We start from the raw sequence: 23,748 nt of genomic DNA, 5'->3' as shown, positions 1-23,748 counted from the left end.
TTTTTACTAAAGCACCCGTTCGTCGAATTTCTTCCATACGCTACTCAATGACGAATTCCATCCTTTGAAGTCCTATGTCATAACTCTCTACTGCTGGGGATAGAGTAATTTCATATTTTCCCTTTGGATAGCCACTTAAATGCAACCTATATTCAATTCGTTCATTTGGTTTTAATAATAATTTCCTTGCCTCGTCATTTCCCTCGTTCAAATCTATATGTTCTGTTGTTCCATCGAGAGAAACTACATCTTGGTCAGTCAAATAATCTAAGGAGTAATTATATTCCAACCAAGTGAGGAATTGTAATTCCGCCTCATTTTTGCCTACATTCTCAAGACTGAAAATAAATTCTCTTTTACCATCAACAATGCCGTTATCCTGTAATTCGGTTAATATTTTTGGTGACTCTTGAGTTTGTTTATTATTGTTAATAATTAAAATAGAAATAAGTCCAATAATAAAAATAATTGATAACACTACTAATAACTTTTTCAACATATCATCCCCTTAACCAATTCATTATAAAAAAAAGACTATCCCCCTTCTTAAACTAACCTGCTCCGTTAGTACAACAAGAAAAAGCTGCCCTTATGGCGGCTCTGCTCTTAGACTCTCGCCCGTTCTAGGGACTTACTCACCAACCATACAGTCATTATCATTATCGCGCATATAGGGGTATAACCAATGATATATTTAGGTTGGGCGTCAAAATGGTTGATATTAAAAGGACTACACATTTTAGATATGTCTAATATGTATAGTCCTTTATAAGCAATAGTGTTCATTTATCATAAGCATTTCCTCAAATATAAATTCATCTTGAAGCCAATAACAACTTTCACCCTTAACTTTTAATAAAGTGTTCCAACAGCTCCGCTAACGAATTTGCAATTATTGGGCAACTACCATAAACTCTAAATTTGCTATCATACAATCTAATTTTTGGTTTGATTTTATATCAGTTTCAACATTCGATTTCAAAAATTGTTGACTTGAAATAATCAACAAAGACGACTCCAATTGGAATCGTCTTGAAATTAATGCTTCCTTATATTTAACCTAGTTTGGCTCCTTTCTAGTTATGTAAAATAAGAAATGATTAGGGATACAACATAGATTAATATAGTAGTAATTACAATATCAATAACAACTTCCTTTTTTGTTTTATTCTTATAATTTGAATCAAAAAAATATCTAAATAGATAAAACACAATTACAACAAGCAAAGCACTTAATATAGTCATAGTTTGAAGTCTTCCTTTGCTTTAAAGTTATTTTTTAATTTGCATACGATTTAGAATAGCTTACTGTCTTATTTGGTGTAATTGTAAATAATATTCTCTTGTGCCACGTTCCGTTTTTACCCGATGTTGATACATAAACTAATACTTGTTTCGTACCTGCAGATGGTACGCCGGTAGTTATGACTTTTGCCCAACCCGGAATATAGCTTTGAAGCTGCCACGAAGCAACAGTTTTTGCATAATCTCCAAAGTTATATGGTTTTGAATAGTTATACCTATCAAATAACCTTGCCATGTAAGGGATTTTATCTACTCCTTTAAACACAACAAACGTTCCGAAGCCTGTTGCCCACGTTTGAGCAAACTTACCTGTTACCATATTAAAATGCGATTGAGTAGCGTTTTGTATATAGTAGTATAAGTCTGGTCTTTTCATAACTACAAATTGGCCATTTACGAATCCATATTCAATTGGTGTACCATATAAATCTACTGTACTAGTTTTAATTCTAAGTGGGCTACCATACGATCCACCGCATCCACAATCAAAATTATATGCGTTGGTACTTACCCCACCATCAATAGGATTTGTTGGAGTTAACGTAAATCCTCCTGACTGGGTGGTTGTACCTACAAAAGACTTATCAACCACAGCTTCTTCTTCAATATAATTTTGATTCACAACTGTCTCATCTACAGTATATGGATCGCTGTAATCTTCGACTTCCTCAACAACTATTTCCTCTGCTTTTACCCCTACTGGTGCTAGAGTGAAGCCTAGAAGAGTGATAGATAAAGTTGATAATAAACCTAATTTTCTGATTTTTTTCATTAATATTCCCTCTTTAATTTCGATTCTAGCACTTTTGGTTTTTGGTAAAAATAGGTACAAAGTAGCATTTTGGAAATATTTTATATTTTTTCATATTTTATACAACTGTATAGAAACCCAAATATTTTTACCTTACTATTAGACTGCAACTAGTTTCCCGTCTCTTGGAATAAAGTCCTTAGCAATCATAAAGGTGGTAACCCAGATTCTATTGTTGGATCATCTCCTCTCCTTGACTTCATTTTTACTACTTCAACACAAAATCATAGTTTTTCTTATTCAACTATTCTGCTTCGTTTGTTCAATAAAGAATTCAACAAAAAGGGTGGTTAATCCTTCTTGGATCAACGCACTCGTTAAAGAAGAAAGTTAATCTATCTATTTATATTTTTTGACATACCAATGGTGAATTTTTTGAACCCAAAGGTTTCATAATATGGTTCCAAACTTTCCACACACATTAGTTGAGGAATTACCCGATTTTGCTCACAATGGTGAATTATTCGATTCACCATTTCTTTGCCGATTCCTTCGGATTGATAGCTTGGTAGAACACATAATCCACAAACTACTCCAGTAATTACACCATCTGAAATAACACGTCCCATACCCACTAATTGTTTTTCATCAAATGCGTAAATGGCGTACCAACTTTGATTGCACATCCGTTCCAAATCATTACTTGTTAATTTAAGTGAATTCCATCCTAAAGATTCATATAGGGTTAGTAATCGGTCAAAGTTAATAGGGGGTTCTGTCGTATAATTTATATTTTTCACCATATATACCTCCTGAATTTTTTTCTCATTTCAAACCGTTAGTTCATTAACTTCTATTATAATAGGCGATAATCCTTCTTGGATAACGCACCCGTTTACTTAGTAGAACAGTTCCTGCCAAGGTAGATGCAGTAAGAGGCATTGACAGTGACAGTTAAATATGTAGTGAATAATAGTTTAGGGCACCACAATACGACATCTGAATCAAACTACTCATTCTGTGATGCCCTCACTTCCATAATTTAATTTTGTGAGATTAACTGTATTCATGTATAGTAAAAGTATTCGCTAACGAAATTGAGAGGTGAGAATCCTTTGTTGTTTGATTTATTTTTACTTGATCCGGAAATGTACACCCATATGGCACTTAACATTAGTATTTGTATCGGGCTAACGTTACTGATGCTGACTACACAAAGGGTTCATATTGGTTTTGGTTCACCGTTTTCCAATTTTACAGATAAGCAGAATTGTGAAGATAAGTGCTTTGATGGTAACAGGAGTCTTTTAATTCAGTACTTTATCTCGAGGAGAATTACAAAGTCGATCCGTAATAAAATGGCTACAAGTGATGATTCTGATGGTGTTGTTTCCTTCTATCTTAACAGTTAAGTCTAACTTTTTAGGAGGAAATATGAAACAGAATCACACTTTTACTAAACTCATTGTCCTATTATCTATCCTCACTGCATTCCTTTCTGGATGTGGAATTCAGTCAAGTGAGGGTAATGAAGGGTTTTTCCACAACTTTTTAGTGGAACCTATAACAAACCTCATAAATTTTATCGCAAATACGTTTGATGGTAGTTACGGAGTGGCTATTATTATTGTCACTATATTAATTCGATTGATTATGATGCCATCCATGTTAAAACAGTATAAAAATCAATCGGTGATGAAAGAAAAGATGGGATTACTTAAGCCAGAAATGGAAAAGATTCAGGAAAAAATCAAGACTGAAACAGATCCGAAAAAGAAGCAAGAATTGCAAACTGAATTGATGGGGCTTTATCGAAAGCATGGAATTAACCCACTTAATATGGGGTGTTTGCCACTTCTCATTCAAATGCCTATTTTAACTGGACTTTATTATGCCATTCGTGGCTCAGCAGAAATCACTCACCACACTTTTTTATGGTTTAGTCTAGGACAACCCGATTTACTGTTAACCATTATTGCGGGTGTCATTTATTACACTCAATTTAGAATCTCACAGTTAAATATGGCGCAAAGCCAACAACAACAAATGAAATTTATGGGATTATTATCACCCATCATGATTGTTGTCATTTCATATAATGCTCCAGCTGCACTGCCACTTTACTGGACAGTAGGTGGTATTTTTCTGACAATCCAGTCATTTATTGGTTATCGCCTTTATCGAAACCAAAAGCTCGAGCCGGTCGTAGAAAATAAACAAATGTAAACAAATAAAAAAATAGGGCCTGACCCCAGCGGTAACACCACTTTCCGCCGGGGTCTGGCCCTTTTTAATTCTAATAGAAGGTATCGTAATTGCCTAATTAAGGTCTTATTGTTGATTAACAGTTGCGACTTCTACATATTTATTTACCACTAAGCTATGAATTTTAACATCAGATGGTACTAATGGATGATGGCGAATTTTTTCAACACTCTTTTCGATACTTTCCGCGACATTTCTACTTCCCTCTAACCAGTCACTTACACTAGCATCAACGAATTCTGGGTTCACATTTTTAAAAAGATACTCTACTGTTTTTAGCTTATCATTCATATTTTTATTTACTGATGTAAATTTCAGTTGGCTTTGGGCATCATCTAAAACGTTCCTCTTGCCAGTAGTACCAACTACAAATATCTCCTCAACATTTTCCTGATAGATGGCAAGGATGATTGATCTCATTATTTCTCCAAAAGGGTGAGAAATGATTGGCCCATAGCTTTGTATCATTAACATATTTTCAGGTTGGACGTTCGTCTCTTCTTGTAAAATAGGCTCCAATCCAGATTCCATGTCCGTTATAAATAATGTTTTTTTTCTTGTTTTATCCATACAGCACACCCTTTCATCTTAATAAGTTGTTTAGAATCAGTAGCTTCATAAAATATTCTAGTTTAATAGTTTTCCCATTCGTATTGGGGAGTAACGCATGCAAGCCTAACCCATCCATTTTGAACTTTTCGATTAAACACATCATCATTTTCTAATAATCTATTCACATACTCTCTCGGTGCTTGGATGACAATTTGCAAACGAAGAGGAGCGTGATAAGCCTCTTCATCGGATTTCATCACAGACTGCCAAGGAAGTCCGGGTAATAAGTCACTTGCAACACCTTGCATGACACCGAGTCCGGAGGTTATCGTTTGTGTTCCTTTATTCCCACTCCCATAGAAGTGTGGTGCAACGGTAGATGCATAATACTGTAAGTTAATCCATTGGGCTACGGTTCCTGGCCCAGCAATGATATTTGCGAGAATCTCTCCATCTTGATCCTGCTCCCAATCATAATTATGAAGAAAAACTCTTCCTTCTAAATCACAATGATGGGTCAGCTCTCTCTTTCCTATAATAAAAGCTGCATTACGAGCCAACCCCCATTCAGGACGTATTTCACTCCAATCTTCTGCTATCCGATGAGCCTCTGCCTTTGGATTTTTACAATAAGTGTCGATAGTTGGTAATTGTGATATACATTCTGCATTTGCTTGATGACTTACGTTAGGTAAGACTTCCTCAATACAATCAAACGATTCCTGAGCTTGCCTTGATAATTCGGGAACATAAACCCATTTCAATTCATTTACAGTTGTATTATGCTCAGCTGCAACGAACACCGTCTCATCTGGAATTTCAATGCCTTCGGATAAAAGTGCGTTTCTTACCTCTGACATGTTGCACAAATTTGCAAGAACTCTAGCATTGAACGCTCCTGACGCTCCACCGCAAGCACCACAATCAAGAGAAGCTGCGTACGGATTGTTTGTACTCCGACTTCCGTGTCCACAAATCACAATTAATGGTGCGAAGTTTTTAGTCAGCCCCATCATCTTAAGTGTTTGACGAACATAATTGACTTGATCTTCCTTAGAAAAACCGACTGAAATCTCAGATTCATTGTTCTGAACAGATTGAAGTGTGAGATTTGTTTCTGGTTTCCGTAACCATGATTCTCGAAGATTACGTATGAAATGTCCCGCTTTTCGGGATAGAAAACTACGGCTCAGCGTTTGAATCATAAGCCATGGTCCACTTACCTCTGGTAAAAGTAAGCTTGGAAGTGCATTCTGTTTCATCGTTTTAAACGTATACGCTACAGAGTCTAACGCTTGTTTACGTTGTTGATATTGCGTTAATTCATTTGTATCCAATCTTTCTTCTATTTTATGTTTTGGCCTATGCATGACGGGCAAAGAGGCATGGGTATGTTTACAATCAAGTTCACGTGTTTCAATTGGTAATCCGAAGAAACCAGCGACACCAAATGTTTCAAAAGGCCCTTCTTTCTCTAAATACCGTCTAAAGGTTTCTGAACGGACATCTATACAAAACGCAAATTGGGCTAATGCAGAATTCGTTTCATTGTTCACTTGTTGTTTAGCAAAGATTTTCTTTTTCAATTGATCTGTATATGTTTGTTCCCAAGCCTCAAGCCACAATTTTTTTCGAATCTTTTCATTAAACGTGTAGGCAAATGTCAAATATTCTTCTTGTTGTGTAGTAGACATCCTCAACCATTTCTCGATTGTTAGCCCTCCATACTGAATCCAAGCTTTTATAAGTGAATCAAGTTGAACTTTTTTCTCTACGCTATTTATGTGTAAAGGTAGGTAAGGACTCACTAGAGCCCATTCCATAGAAATTCGAACGGCTAAATATTCTACTAAAAGTGATTGTTCATGTTGAGATTGTTGAGAACGCCAAAGCATCATCCCTGCCCAACCAGGCAAAGATAGCAAATGTCCTTCAAGGTAATTTTGCATCTCTGATTGAGGAATTTTAAAAGCAGATAATACGACTTCCAAAGCCGTATCTGCATCTTGTGGCCAGTTTCTAAACATTTTACGTTGGTTTTTACTTAATGCAGGGTCATGCTGGATAAGTCTTTGCCAGGTTCGATAAAATCCCTCTTTATGCTTCGGCATTGACCAGCCTGCCTGAGATTCATCCAGATATAACTTACACCATTTAATCACATGATGATCTAGCACTTCCGTTACATTCCCACCATTCTTGTGCTCTATATACATGCTTAAGGGCTGTATCGGAATATTCTTGGAAAGTTCTATATTTCGCTTTTTTGTATTTTCTATAAATTTTTTTACCTCTATTGATGATGAAGGATTTGTAGACATCGAATCCAATTCTAGAGAAACTCGACAAAAACGTTCAGCCTCTTTCCGAGGGATTTTAAAAGAATGTGAGTTTAGCCAACGCTGCAAGCCATTTTCTAAAAAAACTACATCAATTTCTCCGTGATTTTTAGCCGATTGGATCATTGAAGTACTAGGGTATATTTCTACATTTCGGGTGGTTTTTAACCAGTTAGCAACATCTTCAAATGTTAAATCTTCCAGTCCCACCCAGGGATGACGAGCCGCAAATGTTGAAATAGGTCCAAGTGGTGCTATTACTCTACTTGCTGAAGAAACTAACGTTTTTATATCAATCACTGTATCGATTTCTTTTTGTTGATCCATTTGTATGTTTACTTCTTTTTGTAATGTAGAGGATACCGTCACACCAACAACCTCCTTATAAAAGTGATTTATTTATGATAGCTTGGATGACTTTCGGTAGACTTTGCTTCACCTTCTCCAAACTTTATTAACCAAAGAAAAAGCACAGAGAAAAAAGGAGAAGCAGGATAACGAGAAGCGAGCGCGCCTATTACACTACCAAATATCAATAGACAAACGACAATGAACACGATTGGCATAGGTAGTTGAAGACTTTGAAAAACGGGTGTATATAACCATTCTTTGAAAAAGCTATGTAAAAGAAAGTAGACTGTTGCTGATCCGCCCAAAAGGAAAAGACCGGCCAATCTATCAATTCTTCCTTTACAAAAAACAACCAACTGCATCCAAGAAAATGATAAGGACCACCCTACTATCAAAGCAGTCACAATGTCATAAGGACCACTAGAAGACATCCTCCAATAGGCAATCCCCGTAAGTAAACCTAATCCATAACCAGCGAAAATCCATAAAATGGACGATCTTTTAGTCACATTAGAAGAGACTTCAATCCGGCGTATTGCCGAACCAGCTTGTAAAAAAAGAGTAGCCTTAAAAATACCATGAAATATAAGGTGAATAATGGCTGCTGAATAAGCACCTAATGCACATTGAATCAGCATAAAACCCATCTGCGCAATTGTAGAACCCACCAATTGACGTTTATAATCAACCTGTACCAAACTTATTCCACTACCGATTAAGACAGAAATAATGGAGAGGACGAGTAATAAAATTTGAGCTTTATCCCCGTTAAACAACGGTGAGAATCGTGTTAGGATAATTCCGCCCGCATTTACAATTCCAGCATGCATGATTGCAGAAACGGGTGTAGGAGCAACAACAGATTCAATTAACCATTTTTGAAATGGCCATTGAGCTGCTGGAATGATTACAGCCAAAATTAACAATAGATTTATTCCTGTCTTTTCCCATGTACCTATATGTGTCAGACTTTCATGAGTCAAGATGAGAGATAGCTTCCAGCTGCCTGTAATTTGAGAAAGCCAAATGATCGCAAAAAGAAGAGCCAACCAACTACCTGCAAATACCTGAACAGAAAGTCTTGTTGCTACTCTCGTTACCTTCCACTCCCTCTTTAGACTAATAAGAATCGTTAACCCTATAAGAGTGATTCCCCAACAGCCGACCATCAATCGAAGGTCATCACTTAACCAGGAAACAGAAGCCGTACCTGTAATGAGTGTGAAGAATGCAAAGTATTTCCGGTAAGAACGATCTCCTTGTAAATACCTTATAGAAAAGCGTTGGATGACAATGCCTATCGTAAGAACAAAACATGACATAAGCCAAGCTAAAGAATCCAAGTGCAAGGGGCCGACATTGTGATTCATATCGTTCATTAAAAGAATCAATAATGATACCAAAGCGGGCAATGAAATAATCCCTATGTGTATCCGCACATACCTCAAGGGTACCCGTTTGGACAAAAATACGAATCCACTTACCATAGCTAAAAAAAGTGCGATAAAAAATAAGGTAAGTAGTATGGATATGCTATTCGAAATCATAAAACTTCCCTCCGTCAAAATGGACCGAACTAAAATAGTAAAAATAAAGCTATTAAATAAAAAAACCGAGAGCTAGTACCAGCAGTAGTAACCACTGATACTAGTTCTCGGTTTATTTTTAACTGACTAATAAAGTCTTTTAAAAATCTCCCTAAACTAATTCTTTCTCTAGATCATTAAACAACTTAAATACGATAACTCGTTCTCCAGTACGAGTACTTAAATCAGTATGAAAGCTTTTAACTTCTTCTCCAGTTATGGATAAAATGATTTCTTTTAAACCATCTAAACCAGATTCAACTAACCCGGACCGAGTATGTTTAATTGATAGCATGCCATCCTTTGTTTGACAAACAGCATATTCCGCAGGAGTTAATATACCTTGTAAATAAACGATTATCATATCACGGAGAATATCTGTTTTAACGGAAACAGACCCACGACCCAGAAAATCCTTTTCCCAATGAGTAATCGCTTTGCTAATTTCTGCTTCGATAGACCCTTTTGTTTTTTTCAAGAAACTTCCCCCTAAGCAAAAAATCGGTATATTTCCAGACTATTCCCTCTAAGTCTAAAAATATACCGATTTGTCTTATTCTGTACTTCTAAATACAAAAAGATTGCTTCTTCATTCTACCAATTCTACATTAATAAAATGCTAAAGCTCTTTATTATCATTCAGAAGGTAAATAATATCACTCGGTTATTAATCTAACTAATAATTTAATTGAAAATGGTCAACTTGTCAATATTAAATTGACAGATGATTGATTCTATTTATTTTTTTAATAGGCTTGTACGATTGTACGTTTTAGGAATTCCCTCGTACGCGCTTGTGTTGGGTTATTGAAGATGTGCTCTGGACTTCCTTCTTCAGCAATAACTCCCTTATCCATAAATACGACTCGATCCGATACTTCTTTTGCAAATTCCATTTCGTGCGTTACGATTAACATCGTAAGACCGGATTCGGCAAGTTCCTTCATGACTTTTAGGACTTCTCCTACCATTTCTGGATCAAGTGCTGATGTTGGCTCATCAAATAACATGACATCTGGTTCCATCGAAAGTGCTCTTGCAATCGCTACTCGTTGCTTTTGCCCACCAGATAATTGCTTTGGCTTGGCGTTAATGTATTTATCCATGCCAACGACCTTCAAGTATTTCATCGCTACTCTTTCCGCTTCTTCCTTTGTGCGTTTCAATACTTTTAGTTGCCCTACTACACAATTGCTTAGGACATTATGATTATTAAATAAATTAAATTGTTGGAAGACCATTCCTAAATGTCTTCGGTAGGTAGCGACATCATGCTTGTTATCCAAAATATTTTCACCTTGATAGATAATTTGCCCACCGCTAGGTCTTTCTAATAGATTAACACAACGAAGAAGAGTTGATTTACCAGATCCGGAGGAACCGATGATGGAGACAACTTCTCCTTTATTCACCGAGAAATCAATATCTCTTAGTACTTCATGAGTGCCAAAGGATTTGCTTAAGTGTTGAATATCAATAATCTTTTCCATGTTCTCTCCTCCTTCTTCCTATTGTTGTTGATTAACTTGTATGGGGCGATCGTTTCCAATCATCGTATAGTTATCAGAGCCATCTAATTTTCTTTCAAAGTATAGTAGGATTCTTGTAACAATAAAGGTCATCACAAAATAAATCATACATGCTACGAAAAACGATTCAAAATATCTAAAATTATTGCCTGATATCGATTTTGTCACGAAATATAATTCTGTAACTGAAATCACGTTAAGAACGGAGGTATCTTTAATATTAATCACAAATTGATTACCTGTTGCAGGTAGAATATTACGGATAACCTGTGGCAATACAACGTTCCACATCGTTTGGAAATGATTCATTCCAATCGCATGTGCTGCTTCAAATTGTCCCTTATCAATCGAGACAATCCCACCACGAACATACTCAGCCATATAAGCGCCTGTATTAATCGAGACAACAATGATCGCTGCAACAAAAACATTCATATCTATCCCAAATGCTAACGCAGAACCATAATAAATAACCATCGCTTGTACAATCATCGGTGTTCCACGGAAGAATTCAATATAGATGGAGAGGATGGCATTAATGACTTTTAATATTAGTTTATTCATTCCACGTTCAGGCATTGGTATTGTACGGACAACTCCTGCCAGCAATCCAATCATTGCCCCAAAGATCGTCCCGATAAGAGCGATCAAAAGTGTTAAACCCGCACCACGAAGGAACATTGGCCAGTTTTCGATGATAATTTTAATGACCCACTCAAAACTCATTGTTTCTCCTCCTTTGCCCTATAAAACCGACTGCATGTTGATATACAGTCGGTTCCCTGTATTTTTTATTCTGCTGCTGGTTGATTTTGAATAGCCGAATCCATAATGCTTGTACGTTCTTCTTCTGAAATACCTGCTAAAGTTTCATTTATTTTTTCTGTTAATTCGCTACCCTTTTGAAGTCCGACAGCAATTGCTGTATCATCTTCTGATGTTTCAAATCCTTCTTCAAATTCAACCATTACAAAGTTTTCATTAGCAGATGAAGCACTAGTACCCTCTGGACGTTCTGAAACGTAACCATCAATCATTCCTGATTCAAGAGCTACTCGCATTGCTGGGAAGTTGTCCATCGCCGTTTTCTTTTCGACACCTTCAATTTGGTCTATTACTGTATAGTGGAATGTATTTAATTGAGCCGTAACTTTTGCTCCGTTAAAGTCTTGGATAGAAGTAGCACCTTCATAAGTGCTGCCTTTTTTCACAACCATAACTAAATTTGAAGTATAGTAATTATCCGAAAAGTCGATTGTTTCTTTTCGTTCTGCTGTTGGTGACATACCAGCTATGATTGCATCAATTTTACCTGATGTTAAAGCTGGTACAAGACCATCCCACTCTGTTTTAACAATCACTAATTCTTTACCTAAACCTTCAGCTACTTTTTTTGCAATTTCTACATCATATCCACCTGCATACTCTGCAGAACCATCTATTTTTACTGCACCATTGGAATCATCGTTTTGAGTCCAGTTAAACGGTGCATATCCAGCTTCAAGACCTACCTTAAAGGTATTATCTTCTGATGACCCAGTATCCGAACTAGTACTTGTTCCACACCCCGCTAATAATAGAATGCTAGAAATTAGTAATACAAGAAATAATGTTAATTTGCTTCTCATGTTGTATCTCCTCCGTATTTTTATAAATTTCGACAAAAAAACGACCTGAGATATACTCAGGTCGCAGTAAATTTGCCCTAAGGTCCTCTCTTTTATCTCAAATGAGATAGCACAACTCAATAAACTGGGGGTTTATTGAGACAGTCCTGCAGCTCTTAACTACAGACCCAGCATGTAATACTGAGGATATTACAAACTTCGGCGATATTTCCTTCTCCCTAGCATCACTGTTTCCTCAAACTCCACTAAAGACTGTTAAATATCGCGCCTCTACCTCACTAGTAAAAGTGAGGCCTTATTTAGTTATTTTTTATACTACAATAATATCTATCTATCCGTCAACCACTATTCATTAGCAATATCTAGTAATTCGCACTAGCCAGAAACTACCCGTCGCATGAAAACACATAAATCCTAATAAAACAAAAGATTAAAAGGTTGGTCCAATTCTCCATATACCAAAGTCGTTTTGCTTCAAAATTTCTGATTTTGTTAGTTTTCCGGACGAGACTGATTTAATCTCATCAAAGATCGATTGTCCAACTGATTGAACCGTTTCTTTTCCTTCAATAATGGTTCCTGCATTCAAATCCATATTATCTCTCATACTATTAAACATGGGGGTATTTGTTGAAATTTTAATAACAGGAGCAATTGGCGACCCCGTCGGCGTACCACGACCAGTTGTAAAGAGGACTACCTGTGCACCTCCCGCGACCATTCCTGTAAGTTGTTCAATGTCCTGCCCTGGAGTATCCATCCAGACAAGCCCCTTTTTAGTTGGAATGTCTGCATAGTCAATTAGTTCTTGAAGCGGACTTGTGCCAGACTTTGTAGCTGCTCCAAGTGACTTTTCCTCAAGTGAACTTAGTCCTCCAGCGATATTTCCAGGCGTAGGATTACCTGTGCGGATATCAATCCCCATCATAAGCGCTCGACCTTCTGCCTGCTTAATTTTTTCATATACTCTTTCTACGGTACGATCATCAACCGCTCGGTTAGCAAGTAAATGTTCAGCGCCGATTAATTCAGTAGTTTCGGCAAGAATTGCGGTTCCTCCTGCTTTTACAATTAAATCACTCACATGGCCAACTGCTGGGTTTGCAGATAGACCTGAGCATGCATCTGAACCACCGCATTCCGTTCCAATGATCAATTCACTGACATGACAAGGCTCTCTCATAATTGCAGAGGCATCCTGAACCATCTGTGCAGCAATTTTGGCTGCGTTAGCGATTGTTTGCAAGGTACCTCCATTTTCTTGTATGGAAACAGTCTCAACCGGCTTTCCACTTTTAGCAATCTCTTCTGCGACACTTCTTGCTTGATGTGTTTCACAGCCTAAACCTAACACGACTACACCATACACATTTGGATTAAGGCCTACACCTACATAGGTTCGGAAGGTTTGATCATAATCCACTCCAACCTGTGTACAGCCATGTTGATGAATAAAACTAACTGTCCCATGCACAAGCTGGGTAACTTGGTATGCAGCTTGTGTCGCACAGGTGATAGTTGGAAGAATCAATACATGATTACGAACCCCAACTTTTCCATCTGGACGTCTATACCCCATAAAATATTCTTGATTATCCACTTATATCCCCCCTACCACGTGTTCCTTCAAGATTGTGTACATGGACATGCTCTCCTATCTCAATATCACATGAAGCAACACCTATGATTTCACCATATTTATAAATCTTTTCACCCTTTTTAATAGAATCAACGGCAAATTTGTGCCCAAAGGGAATTGAGTGTAAGAGTTTTACATCAATTTTCCTATCACCATACGAAGCAGTAACAATGATTTTAGCCTCTAAATCTACTAAAACGGTCGCAACATTATCTCTCTCATTCATTAATACAGCTGAAAAACTTTGAGACATGACTCAGCCCTCCTCTATTTTGAAAGGTGTTAAATCGCATTAGGTTTTTTAATCCTCAGAATCGACATACGGAATCGTTAATGGCCCTAACGGTAGTACCGCTATAGACATGTCTTCTCCATACTTCTCTTTAAGCTGTTCTAACGTTTGTTCAATATTATGTGTTGGCTTCAACATTGCCTGTGTCACTTGTTCATCTGTAAGTAGTGAATACACATACACATCCGCCCATACTTGAATAACAGCCTGCTTTTGCACTTGCCACTGGTCAAATGTTTTAAACTCTGGGTCATTGATCATGTCTAGGATTTCTTGTGGAGACTTGGCCATTTTTAAGATATCTCCGTAATTCCCATGGCTTGGAAGCCCATCTGAACATTCTGAAGCGACAATGATCGCTCCCCCTTTTTTCACAATTTTATGAGCAGCACTCATACCTTTTACAGCCTGGTACAGATTCTGATCGAGTGGATAACCAGAATTTGAAGTTATGACGACATCAAAGCGCTGTTCACATTTCGTCATTGCGTGTTCTTTTGCATACTCACAACCTTTGTCATGGGCGGCAATTAATTCCCCAGCAAACACATTTGTAATCTGCTTATCACGATTCAAAGTGACATTCAGCATAAAATGCGGTTTACACATCATGTTAATTTCCCTTGTCATCTCCTGAAGAGGGTTATTCACCATATTTCCCCATGTTGCTAGCGGATCACCAATCATCCGTGCATTATGAAAAGTCATGATGGTTTCAATCCCTGCAATCCCTGGCATGATTCCTTTTGGTCCACCTGAAAAGCCAGCAAAAAAGTGAGGCTCGATAAAACCGGTTACGATTCGAAAATCTGCTTCAACATATTCTTTATTTAAATAAACGTCACAACCAAATTTACTATGCCCTACTTTGACAAGTGTTTCCTTATCATGACAACGATTATTAATAATCCGAACGTTGTCAACAACCCATTGCCCTAGCATTTGAACGAACTCTTCCTCCGTTTGATCACGATGCGTTCCCGTTCCATTAATAATCACAAAGTTTTCAAGCGGAACATGGTTTAATTCCTTAATTAAAGCCGGAACAAGTTTTTCATTAGGCGTTGGCCGTGTAATGTCACTAATGACGATAGCAACTTTATCGGTTGCTTTCACCATTTCTGCTAGAGGAGGTGATCCAATTGGATTTTTGAGAGCCTCTTGTAATGCTCCCATTTCATCCTCAAGACCTGAGGGGTTTTGTGGTTCTAAAATAAGAGCATCATCCGGTACATTAATTGTTAAATTGTCTTTTCCGTAAAGTAATGTTGTTTGCATGTTTTTCTCCTTTTTAACTCATGATGTATTTAATAAATAACCACCCCTAGCCTCAATTGGCCAGGGGTGGAGCTTGTTTTTATACTGGGACTCCAGGATCTTTTGGCGCTCCGGGATTTTCCAGTTTTGCATCAATGCCTTTACTTCTTTGGTATTTATCCATTAGTATAACAGCGATTGGACACAGAATGGCTGTCGTTAATGTAGAAATTGAAATTTGCATCGTAGCCACGTTCGCAATATCCTGATAGGCCTGGGCTTCAGCAGCGGTCATCATACCAGCACCAGATGCAACAACAGCTGCAGCTGCAATAGCTGCCGGTGTTCCTACAGCATTACCCGCTGTAGACGCTTCAGCCACTGGGGCAATTTGACTTTTTTCTTTAAACAACTTAAACACGAGAATACCCGTAAATGCTGTTAATACGGTCGTCATAATTCCTAGCAGCAATCCAGCGCCAACAACGCTAGGGTTGAAGAATGTCATAAAGTTCATTCCTGCACCAAGTGCAAATGCAAAGAATGGAACTGGTAAGATTTCTCCTGGTGCCAAAAATTCACGAATCTCTGGGTCAAGATTTCCAAGAATCATTCCTAAAGCGATTGGTAATAAAACAGCGATAAAAGCAATAATCGGGAATTTAGAACCTAATAGACCTAATGACATTAATGTGAAAAACGGTCCATCATTCAATGATAAGACAGATACTGCACCAACATCAGACCTGTTTCCATATTGACCTGTCAAGGCAGCGTACATACCGCCATTTCCATTAGTCATAGCCGCAATAATTGCCAATGTCGATAAACCAAGAAAACCATTCATTGGATCAAAAAAGAATCCAAACAATAATCCAACAGCAAGCCCAGTTAAATATTTTGATGTTGTCAGCAATACACCTTTTTTCAAGGCAATCCCACCGACTCGAAGATTCATCTGGCTACCTGCGCAAAAAAGGAATAATGCAATTAATGTTAATGCACCATTTTTAAATAATTGTTCAGAGAATCCGCCAATACGTAGAAACTCATAATAACCATCAGCAGTTGGAGCAACTCCTAAAGATTTTAAAGCACTCATAACTGCTGGGATGTGCATTTGATCGACTGTATTAAATAACGCCCCTAACATTAAAGGTACAACCATCAATCCACCTGGTACTTTCTCAATTGTTTGCTTGATTTTCATTCCCATTTACCCCCTCTTTATTGAAAAAATAAGTTCGGCTTACTTGCTCAGCTGTAAGTTCTAACAATTTTTTTGATTCTTTCATCGCTTCGTCTAAGTTTATTGGACGATTTATTATGCTAAATACCCCTATAATTCCGTATTGATATAATGTTTGAATTCTTTCACCAATGGAACCCGCGATAATGATCGTTGGAATATTAAGCTTCTTTGCTGTTTGGGCAACCCCCATGGGAGTTTTTCCATAAGCTGTTTGAAAATCTACCTGCCCTTCCCCTGTAATGACAAGGTCAGCCCCTTTAAGATGTTCTTCGAGCTTGGAGTATTCAATAACGACATCTACCCCTCTTTTCATAGTGGATGGGAAAAATGCTTGAAAGGCTCCGCCTATTCCTCCTGCAGCCCCAGCTCCCGGTCTTTCATGCAACCGGATCCCCGTTACTTGTTCCACTACATTGCCCCAATGAGTAAGATTTTCGTCTAGAACTCTAACCATCTCATCTGTAGCTCCTTTTTGTGGTCCAAACACATGAGAAGCTCCCTTTTCACCCACGAGTGGATTTTCCACATCAGAGGCAATTAAAAAATGACTTTCTTGGATCCGTTTATCAAATTGATCTATAAGTACTTCATGAATTTGATTTAATGCACCTCCACCAAAGTCAATTTCCTTTCCTGACTTGTCTAGAATTTGCATACCAAGAGCCTGTAGCATCCCAACACCACCATCATTTGTGGCAGACCCACCAATGGCTAAGACAAAATTTCGATACCCATCATCAAGCGCTTTCTTAATTAATTCCCCTGTACCAAACGTCGTTGCAGTAAGAGGGTCACGCTCAGAACGACTAATTAAATCCAAACCAGATGCACTAGCCATTTCTATAATGCATGTCTCGTTATCACCTAGCACCCCGAAAGATGCTTCGATTGGTTTACCAAGGGGACCTGTTACAGTCACTGAAACTTTATGTCCTTTCGTCGAAGAAACGAGATTCTCCATCGTTCCTTCTCCCCCATCCGCCACAGGTATTAACTTTGTTTCTGCATTCGGATAGGCATTTTTTATTCCCTTTTCAATTGATAAGGCCGCTTCCATTGCAGTTACACTGCCCTTAAAGGAATCTGGCGCAATTATGATCTTTATCTTATATCCCTCCCCTTTAGGAAACGCTTACAATATTCTGTTTATTTAATTATAATGTACTTGCTTCAATTCTTCTTTATATGTAGAATACAAATAATTATATAAATTCGAATGATTTTTTGTTTTCAATAACCAAAAGGAGAATTAAATGATTACTAGGGAAATTGCTGAGATGTTAGTAAAAGAAACTTCGAAGGTCATGAACCTGAATATTAATATCATGAATGAAGAAGGAGTTATTATTGCAACGAGTGACCCCTCTCGTCTAGATTGGATCCACGAAGGTGCATTAGAAGTTGTTAAAACTGGAAAGGCACTTGAAATTACATCTGAAAATCAAGGCCAACTTCGTGGAACACAGCAAGGAACTAACTTACCCATTCATTTTCATGATGAGGTTGTCGGAGTCATCGGAATTACGGGGGAGCCCCACATAATAGGAGACCGTGGAGGCCTTGTTAAAATGATGGCCGAATTAATGATTAAGCAAGCTTACATGGCTTCCCAAACGGAATGGCGCCAAAAAACAAAAGAAACAATTATCGAAGAACTTTTGAAGGAGAAACCGAACACAATTAATATTGAACGCTGGCTTAGCCTACTTAATATGAAGCTTACTGGTCCTTTCGTCGTTAGCTTAATTGAGATATTTGATTATTCTCTTTCGAGTCACTTGCTTATTAAAAACACAGAAGAAGTGGTTGAAAAAGGAGAGGTGTTGGCAGGATTTGTTCATGGAAATAAATTACTGGTGCTATTAACTGGGGTAACACACGAAGGTGCAAAAAAGAAATTAACATCCCTTTGTAAAGAATTTGAAAAAATGAAGGTTCACGTTCGATTAGCATTTTCTCCACTCATTCACGACCTTCTACACATTAATCAGGGTTATCATGAATGTGAAATTGCCTTAGCCATCAGTAAACCTGAACAAAAGATCATTTCCTATACCGACATTGAACCGAAGGCACTCGTTCACCAAATTAATCCAAAGCTAGCAAAACAGTTTTCCGATAGAATACTAGAAAGTAAGGGTGACCTTATTAATCATTTAGAAACGCTTCAGGCATTCTTTGACTCTAATTTAAATATAAAGGAAACTGCGAAAAAACTTTACATTCATCGCAACACTCTCATTTACCGTCTCAACAAAATAAAAACAGAAAGCGGCTATGACCCACAAAACTTTCATGATGCCTTTCTATTGCAAATGGTCATTTGGCTACATAATGGAACTAGCTCTCCCCCGCAGTGAAAGGTGGAGAGCTTTTATAATTCGACAAAAATATTGGTAATTCGACAAAAACGATTGACCTTTTATTCATATACATATAGAATTTGTACATATTTTCAAAAAATGAGGGTTAGCATGAAAGATATATTATTCAGGAAAAAAGATCTCGGAGAGTTATTGAAAAAAAACGGAGATATCCAGCTACCGCAAACATTAGGTGCCTTTGATTTAATGCTTCTTGGAGTGGGTGCCATTGTAGGAACTGGTATATTCATTCTTCCTGGGACAGTTGCCGCGGGGCACGCAGGACCAGGTATCGTTTTTTCATTTATTATTGCTGCGATAGTCTGCGCATTGGCAGCTTTGTGCTATTCAGAATTTTCCTCATCCGTACCAGTAACGGGTAGTGCATATACGTATGTTTACGTTGTATTTGGAGAAGTAGTCGCTTGGTTAGTTGGATGGGCTTTACTATTAGAATATGGCTTGGCCGTTGCAGCAGTTGCAACTGGTTGGTCTGCCTATTTAAGTGCTTTATTAGAAGGTTTTAATATTACCATTCCAAAGGCCATTTCTGGTTCTTTTAATCCAGCAGATGGAACCTATATAAATATACCGGCTATAGTCATTATATTTGCCACTGCTTATTTATTAACACTCGGAATAAGAGAATCTACAAAGATTAATATGATTATGGTATTTATTAAAGTAGGTGTTATTCTCTTATTTATTGGAGTAGGTATTTTTTATGTAGAGCCTGCTAATTGGCAACCATTCTTGCCCTTCGGAATGAATGGCGTGATAAGTGGGGCAGCCCTTGTTTTCTTTGCTTATCTTGGGTTCGATGCTGTTTCGTCAGCTGCTGAAGAGGTAAAGAACCCACAACGTAATATGCCAATAGGAATTATTGGTTCATTATTTATTTGTACAATTCTTTATGGAGCTGTTTCCCTTGTTTTGACTGGGATGGTTTCTTACACAAAGCTAAATGTAAGTGATCCAGTTAGCTACGTGATGCAAATCGTTCATCAAGATTGGGTGGCTGGTGTTATTTCACTCGGGGCTGTTGTCGGGATGATGACAGTGATACTCGTTATGTCATACGGAGGAACTAGACTTCTTTACGCGTTTGGCCGTGATGGATTGCTGCCGAAAAGTATGTATGAACTTAGTAAAAAACATAAAACACCCGTTAAAAACACATGGGTATTTGCATCAATTGTAGCTTTTTGTGCTGGCTTCATTCCGTTATCTAAGCTAGCAGAACTAGTAAATATGGGAACATTACTTGCATTTACAGTTGTCTCAATTGGTATTCTTTACTTAAGAAAAAATAAGAGTCTCCCATCCAATGGGTTTAAAGTACCGTTCTATCCAATCTTACCGATTCTTTCATTCTTATTGTGTTTATTCTTAATGACCCAGCTCTCTGTCTTTACTTGGATTGCATGTGGTGTTTGGTTTGTATTTGGATTACTTTTCTATTTTGTCTATGGTAAAAAGCATAGCGTAATGAATAAAGAATAAGAAATACAAGAAGAGAGCATAAGTTGTCATAACGTATGCTCTTTTTTTGTTGTAAAAATTCGTTCCTAAGCATTATACAAAAGGAACAAATTAATAGGTGAATATATTATACTGATATATCAATCATTTCACCACAAAAGTTTCCCTCTCTCAAAACTTTTGCCTAACCTGTATTTTATTGTTTTCGCACAAAAACGTTGCCGTAGACTAACTCGAAACCCCTTTGGTACAATAAATTTCAATGCTAATTATCGGAGGAAGATAAATGGAACAGAGGTATCAAGATTTAAAGTTAGGGGAACGTGGTGCAATTTTAAGTATTGCCGTTTACATACTTTTATCATGTTTAAAACTAGTCGTTGGTTATATAGCAGGTTCAGAAGCGCTGAAAGCCGATGGTTTAAATAATACAACTGACATAATTGCCTCTATTGCCGTATTAATTGGATTAAGACTTTCTCAAAAACCAGCAGATGAAGATCACCCCTATGGCCATTGGAAGGCTGAATCTGTTGCATCGTTAATCGCCGCCATCATAATGATAGCTGTAGGTCTTCAGGTTTTATACGGTGCAGCTACTTCTGTATTTAATGGCAAAGCTGAATCGCCTGATATGATAGCAGCTTGGACAGGATTTTTTTCCGCAATTATTATGATCTTTGTCTACCGCTATAATAAAAATTTAGCGACAAAAGTAAAAAGTCATGCCGTTATGGCTGCAGCTAAAGACAACCTCTCGGATGCATGGGTTAGTATAGGGACGGCAATTGGTATTTTAGCTTCTCAATTCGGCATACCCTGGCTCGATCCAGTGGCAGCATTAGTTGTTGGATTATTGATATGTAAGACAGGGTGGGATATTTTTAGAGAATCCTCACATTACTTAACGGATGGCTTCGATATACATGCGTTAGAAGAGTATAAACAGACAATCTTGAATGTAAAGGGAGTATTAGAAGTAAAAGATATTAAAGGAAGAACATATGGAAATAGCAATACTGTAGATGTTGTAATCTCTGTTCCAAATAATTTAGATATTACCGAGGCACATGAAATAGCTTCTAATGTGGAGGTAATGTTGATGAACCAATATAATGTTCACGATGTTCATGTCCATGTGGAGCCAATTGGAAATGACAAGTTAATGATGATTGAATAAGATACTTTTAAAGAAAAGAAGTAAATTCATTTTGAATTTACTTCTTTTCTTAGTGTCGTGGAACAGTGAATCACGTTACATGTTTAGTCCTTTTAATAGGTACTCTTCAAATGCTTGACTATTCAATGGTTTGCTAAAGTAAAAACCTTGTCCAAATAATAAACCATCTTTGTTGAGTTCATTGACGTGTTCCTGTATTTCGATTCCTTCTGCAATTACATTTAAACCTAAAGTTGTTGCCAACGTTAAAACGGATTTCACAATTGCCCTGCTTTCTTCATTCACATGGATATCTTTAATGAATGAAGCGTCCACCTTTAAAGTATCAATTGGAAGGTGCTTAAGGTAACTGAGCGAACTATATCCAGTTCCGAAATCATCAATTGAAATTTGAATTCCCAACTGGCGGATTTCCTCAAGGATGGACGCAGCATCATTAACATCCATAAAAACACTTTCTGTTACTTCCATTTCGAGCCATTTTGGGTCTAAATCTGTTTCCTTCAATATTTTCTTGACCGAATTGATAAAATTAACATCCTCAAGCTGTCGGATGGATACATTAACTGAAATAACCAATGAATGATACCCTTTTTCTTGCCATTTTTTCATTTGCCTACAGCTTTCCCGCAAGATCCATTCCCCTAATGGCACAATTAAACCAGTTTCTTCAGCCAAAGATATAAATTTACCAGGTGGAATGGTACCTAACTCAGGATGTTTCCATCTAACTAAAGCCTCCATCCCAATTAATGTTCGGGTAGAGAGATTTAGTTTTGGTTGGTATTCCAGATAAAACTGTTCTTCTTTTATAGCCATTCTCAATGCATTTTCTAGCAACCTACGTTCTAATGATTCATTTTTAATTTTACTATTAAAGAGTAAATAATGATTTTTCCCTTTACTTTTAACATTATAAAGGGCATCATCTGCATTCTTAATCAGTTCCCTCGATGTATCACCGTCGTTTGGATAAGTAGCGACTCCAATGCTGCATGTCATGATATACTCCTGCCCTGAAATTGAGAGTGGAGAGTTAAATTTCGTTAGAATTCGAGTAACATATTTTTTTAAATCCTCTTCATCTTTAATATCCCTTAACAATACAATAAATTCATCCCCGCCAACACGACCTACTAGATCGCTTGGACGTATCGCGTCCTTTATATTTCTTGCAGCTTCAATTAATACTTGATCACCTACATCATGGCCCCACTGATCGTTAATCGATTTAAAATTATCTAGATCAATAAATAGGACGGACATTTTAGTCGACACGGCTCTATGTTTCCTGTCAAGAATTTCCCTATTTAACTCATTCATAAAAGAACGTCGATTCGGCAGATTTGTTAATGAGTCATGAAAAGCCAAATGATATATTTTTTGTTCGAATATCTTTCTGAATCGAATATCACGCATGACCACAAGAATTAAATCATTTTTTGAAAATGATGATTTATCAATGACACTAAAACTGGCCTCTATATCAATATAATCCCCTTTGTGATCACGGATACGAATTTCTATATGTCTAACTGTTTTTTTCCTCTTGCAAAAGATCCTTATTTCCTTGTTAACCATCGCTTGATCATCTGGATGAATCATATCAAATAGATTAAGATGTCGGATGGAAGATAAGTCATATTTTAATATAGCTTCAAAGGATGGAGATGCGTATTGGAAAGTACCGTCTACTTCAATGAGACTAATTAAATCAGTTGTATTTTCAGCTATCAATCTATATTTTTCGTTTTGTTCCTCTTCTATTTGTTTTGCTAATTTAGAGCTTATGGATTTATCAGAGTAATCTAGAGTATGATGTATGTTTTCCATTTTTTTAAACTCCTTTAAGTTTACAATTACAATTTTTAATACCTAGCAGTAGTAAAGGCTAAATATGTAAGTGTGAACTTTCTTGAATAATTTTATATTAGCATCCACACAGGTTTTGCGTCAATTTAAAGATTCTTGAATTCG

21 protein-coding genes and 1 riboswitch are annotated in these 23,748 nt (G+C 37.2%); of the genes, 5 read left to right on the top strand and 16 right to left on the bottom strand.

Features of this window, described 5'->3' with window-relative positions:
* Nucleotides 1-40 precede the first annotated feature (40 nt).
* The 3 genes from ACFSFW_RS11500 to ACFSFW_RS11490 form a co-directional block, all read right to left on the bottom strand.
* Nucleotides 41-496: a hypothetical protein gene (locus tag ACFSFW_RS11500; RefSeq protein WP_388038307.1), complete on the bottom strand. Its 456-nt coding sequence runs from the start codon at nucleotides 494-496 to the stop codon at nucleotides 41-43.
* Between the two features lie 783 nt (nucleotides 497-1,279).
* A complete protein-coding gene (locus tag ACFSFW_RS11495; RefSeq protein WP_388038305.1) occupies nucleotides 1,280-2,077 on the bottom strand; it encodes a hypothetical protein in 798 nt (265 codons plus the stop codon).
* 374 nt (nucleotides 2,078-2,451) lie between these two features.
* A complete protein-coding gene (locus ACFSFW_RS11490) occupies nucleotides 2,452-2,859 on the bottom strand; it encodes a GNAT family N-acetyltransferase (protein WP_388038302.1) in 408 nt (135 codons plus the stop codon).
* Between the two features lie 312 nt (nucleotides 2,860-3,171).
* Between ACFSFW_RS11490 and ACFSFW_RS11485 the strand changes: the two genes are divergently transcribed.
* Together ACFSFW_RS11485 and yidC are read left to right on the top strand one after the other, a co-directional pair.
* A complete protein-coding gene (locus ACFSFW_RS11485; protein ID WP_304214971.1) occupies nucleotides 3,172-3,468 on the top strand; it encodes a hypothetical protein in 297 nt (98 codons plus the stop codon).
* A 22-nt stretch (nucleotides 3,469-3,490) separates the two neighbouring features.
* A complete protein-coding gene (gene yidC / locus ACFSFW_RS11480) occupies nucleotides 3,491-4,282 on the top strand; it encodes a membrane protein insertase YidC (RefSeq protein WP_388038299.1) in 792 nt (263 codons plus the stop codon).
* 105 nt (nucleotides 4,283-4,387) lie between these two features.
* On the opposite strand, the gene ACFSFW_RS11475 is transcribed toward yidC, so the two are convergent.
* From ACFSFW_RS11475 to ACFSFW_RS11420, 12 genes are all read right to left on the bottom strand, one after another.
* Nucleotides 4,388-4,891: a carbonic anhydrase gene (locus ACFSFW_RS11475; protein WP_388038297.1), complete on the bottom strand. Its 504-nt coding sequence runs from the start codon at nucleotides 4,889-4,891 to the stop codon at nucleotides 4,388-4,390.
* Nucleotides 4,892-4,953: 62 nt separating this feature from the next.
* On the bottom strand, nucleotides 4,954-7,581 hold the full coding sequence (locus ACFSFW_RS11470) for a DUF2309 domain-containing protein (protein ID WP_388038295.1): 2,628 nt from the start codon (nucleotides 7,579-7,581) through the stop codon (nucleotides 4,954-4,956).
* A gap of 26 nt (nucleotides 7,582-7,607) precedes the next feature.
* A complete protein-coding gene (locus tag ACFSFW_RS11465; RefSeq protein WP_304214976.1) occupies nucleotides 7,608-9,110 on the bottom strand; it encodes an NADH dehydrogenase subunit 5 in 1,503 nt (500 codons plus the stop codon).
* A gap of 151 nt (nucleotides 9,111-9,261) precedes the next feature.
* Entirely contained in the window at nucleotides 9,262-9,627 is a 366-nt protein-coding gene (locus ACFSFW_RS11460; protein ID WP_099354449.1) for a Na-translocating system protein MpsC family protein, read from the bottom strand.
* Nucleotides 9,628-9,895: 268 nt separating this feature from the next.
* Nucleotides 9,896-10,639 (bottom strand): amino acid ABC transporter ATP-binding protein, encoded by a 744-nt coding sequence (locus ACFSFW_RS11455; RefSeq protein WP_099363901.1) that lies wholly within the window; start codon nucleotides 10,637-10,639, stop codon nucleotides 9,896-9,898.
* A gap of 18 nt (nucleotides 10,640-10,657) precedes the next feature.
* The gene (locus ACFSFW_RS11450; RefSeq protein ID WP_304214981.1) at nucleotides 10,658-11,404 is read right to left on the bottom strand and encodes an amino acid ABC transporter permease; all 747 of its coding nucleotides are present in this window, start codon (nucleotides 11,402-11,404) and stop codon (nucleotides 10,658-10,660) included.
* Between the two features lie 65 nt (nucleotides 11,405-11,469).
* Nucleotides 11,470-12,306, bottom strand: coding sequence for a transporter substrate-binding domain-containing protein (locus ACFSFW_RS11445; RefSeq protein WP_388038291.1), 837 nt, complete (start codon nucleotides 12,304-12,306; stop codon nucleotides 11,470-11,472).
* Between the two features lie 99 nt (nucleotides 12,307-12,405).
* A riboswitch (Lysine riboswitch) is annotated at nucleotides 12,406-12,587 on the bottom strand.
* Between the two features lie 149 nt (nucleotides 12,588-12,736).
* Nucleotides 12,737-13,885, bottom strand: a complete 1,149-nt coding sequence (locus ACFSFW_RS11440; protein WP_304215442.1) for a UxaA family hydrolase — start codon at nucleotides 13,883-13,885, stop codon at nucleotides 12,737-12,739.
* Nucleotides 13,886-13,898: 13 nt separating this feature from the next.
* Nucleotides 13,899-14,198, bottom strand: coding sequence for a UxaA family hydrolase (locus ACFSFW_RS11435; protein WP_304214985.1), 300 nt, complete (start codon nucleotides 14,196-14,198; stop codon nucleotides 13,899-13,901).
* Between the two features lie 48 nt (nucleotides 14,199-14,246).
* Complete coding sequence (gene larA / locus ACFSFW_RS11430) at nucleotides 14,247-15,515, bottom strand: nickel-dependent lactate racemase (protein ID WP_304214987.1); 1,269 nt, start codon at nucleotides 15,513-15,515, stop codon at nucleotides 14,247-14,249.
* A gap of 79 nt (nucleotides 15,516-15,594) precedes the next feature.
* Nucleotides 15,595-16,704 carry a 2-keto-3-deoxygluconate permease gene (locus ACFSFW_RS11425; protein ID WP_304214989.1) on the bottom strand — a complete coding sequence of 370 codons (1,110 nt, stop codon included), beginning with the start codon at nucleotides 16,702-16,704 and terminating at the stop codon, nucleotides 15,595-15,597.
* Entirely contained in the window at nucleotides 16,682-17,851 is a 1,170-nt protein-coding gene (locus ACFSFW_RS11420) for a glycerate kinase (RefSeq protein WP_304215444.1), read from the bottom strand. Before ACFSFW_RS11420 ends, ACFSFW_RS11425 begins: the two co-directional genes overlap by 23 nt.
* A gap of 148 nt (nucleotides 17,852-17,999) precedes the next feature.
* Here ACFSFW_RS11420 and ACFSFW_RS11415 point away from each other — a divergent pair, with 148 nt between their 5' ends.
* The 3 genes from ACFSFW_RS11415 (at nucleotide 18,000) to ACFSFW_RS11405 (ending at nucleotide 21,771) form a co-directional block, all read left to right on the top strand.
* On the top strand, nucleotides 18,000-19,106 hold the full coding sequence (locus ACFSFW_RS11415) for a CdaR family transcriptional regulator (protein ID WP_304214991.1): 1,107 nt from the start codon (nucleotides 18,000-18,002) through the stop codon (nucleotides 19,104-19,106).
* A 114-nt stretch (nucleotides 19,107-19,220) separates the two neighbouring features.
* Nucleotides 19,221-20,612 carry a branched-chain amino acid transporter BcaP gene (gene bcaP, locus ACFSFW_RS11410; RefSeq protein ID WP_304214993.1) on the top strand — a complete coding sequence of 464 codons (1,392 nt, stop codon included), beginning with the start codon at nucleotides 19,221-19,223 and terminating at the stop codon, nucleotides 20,610-20,612.
* A 265-nt stretch (nucleotides 20,613-20,877) separates the two neighbouring features.
* Entirely contained in the window at nucleotides 20,878-21,771 is an 894-nt protein-coding gene (locus tag ACFSFW_RS11405; protein ID WP_388038286.1) for a cation diffusion facilitator family transporter, read from the top strand.
* 75 nt (nucleotides 21,772-21,846) lie between these two features.
* Here the strand turns inward: ACFSFW_RS11405 and ACFSFW_RS11400 are convergent, their stop codons facing one another.
* On the bottom strand, nucleotides 21,847-23,604 hold the full coding sequence (locus tag ACFSFW_RS11400; RefSeq protein WP_388038284.1) for a putative bifunctional diguanylate cyclase/phosphodiesterase: 1,758 nt from the start codon (nucleotides 23,602-23,604) through the stop codon (nucleotides 21,847-21,849).
* Nucleotides 23,605-23,748: the final 144 nt, after the last annotated feature.

This window comes from Ferdinandcohnia salidurans (genome assembly GCF_042680725.1).
GTDB classification, from domain to species: domain Bacteria; phylum Bacillota; class Bacilli; order Bacillales; family Bacillaceae_L; genus Ferdinandcohnia; species Ferdinandcohnia salidurans.
The sequence above is the reverse complement of the archived record's forward strand: the minus strand, read 5'-3'. Positions and strand labels throughout refer to the sequence as shown.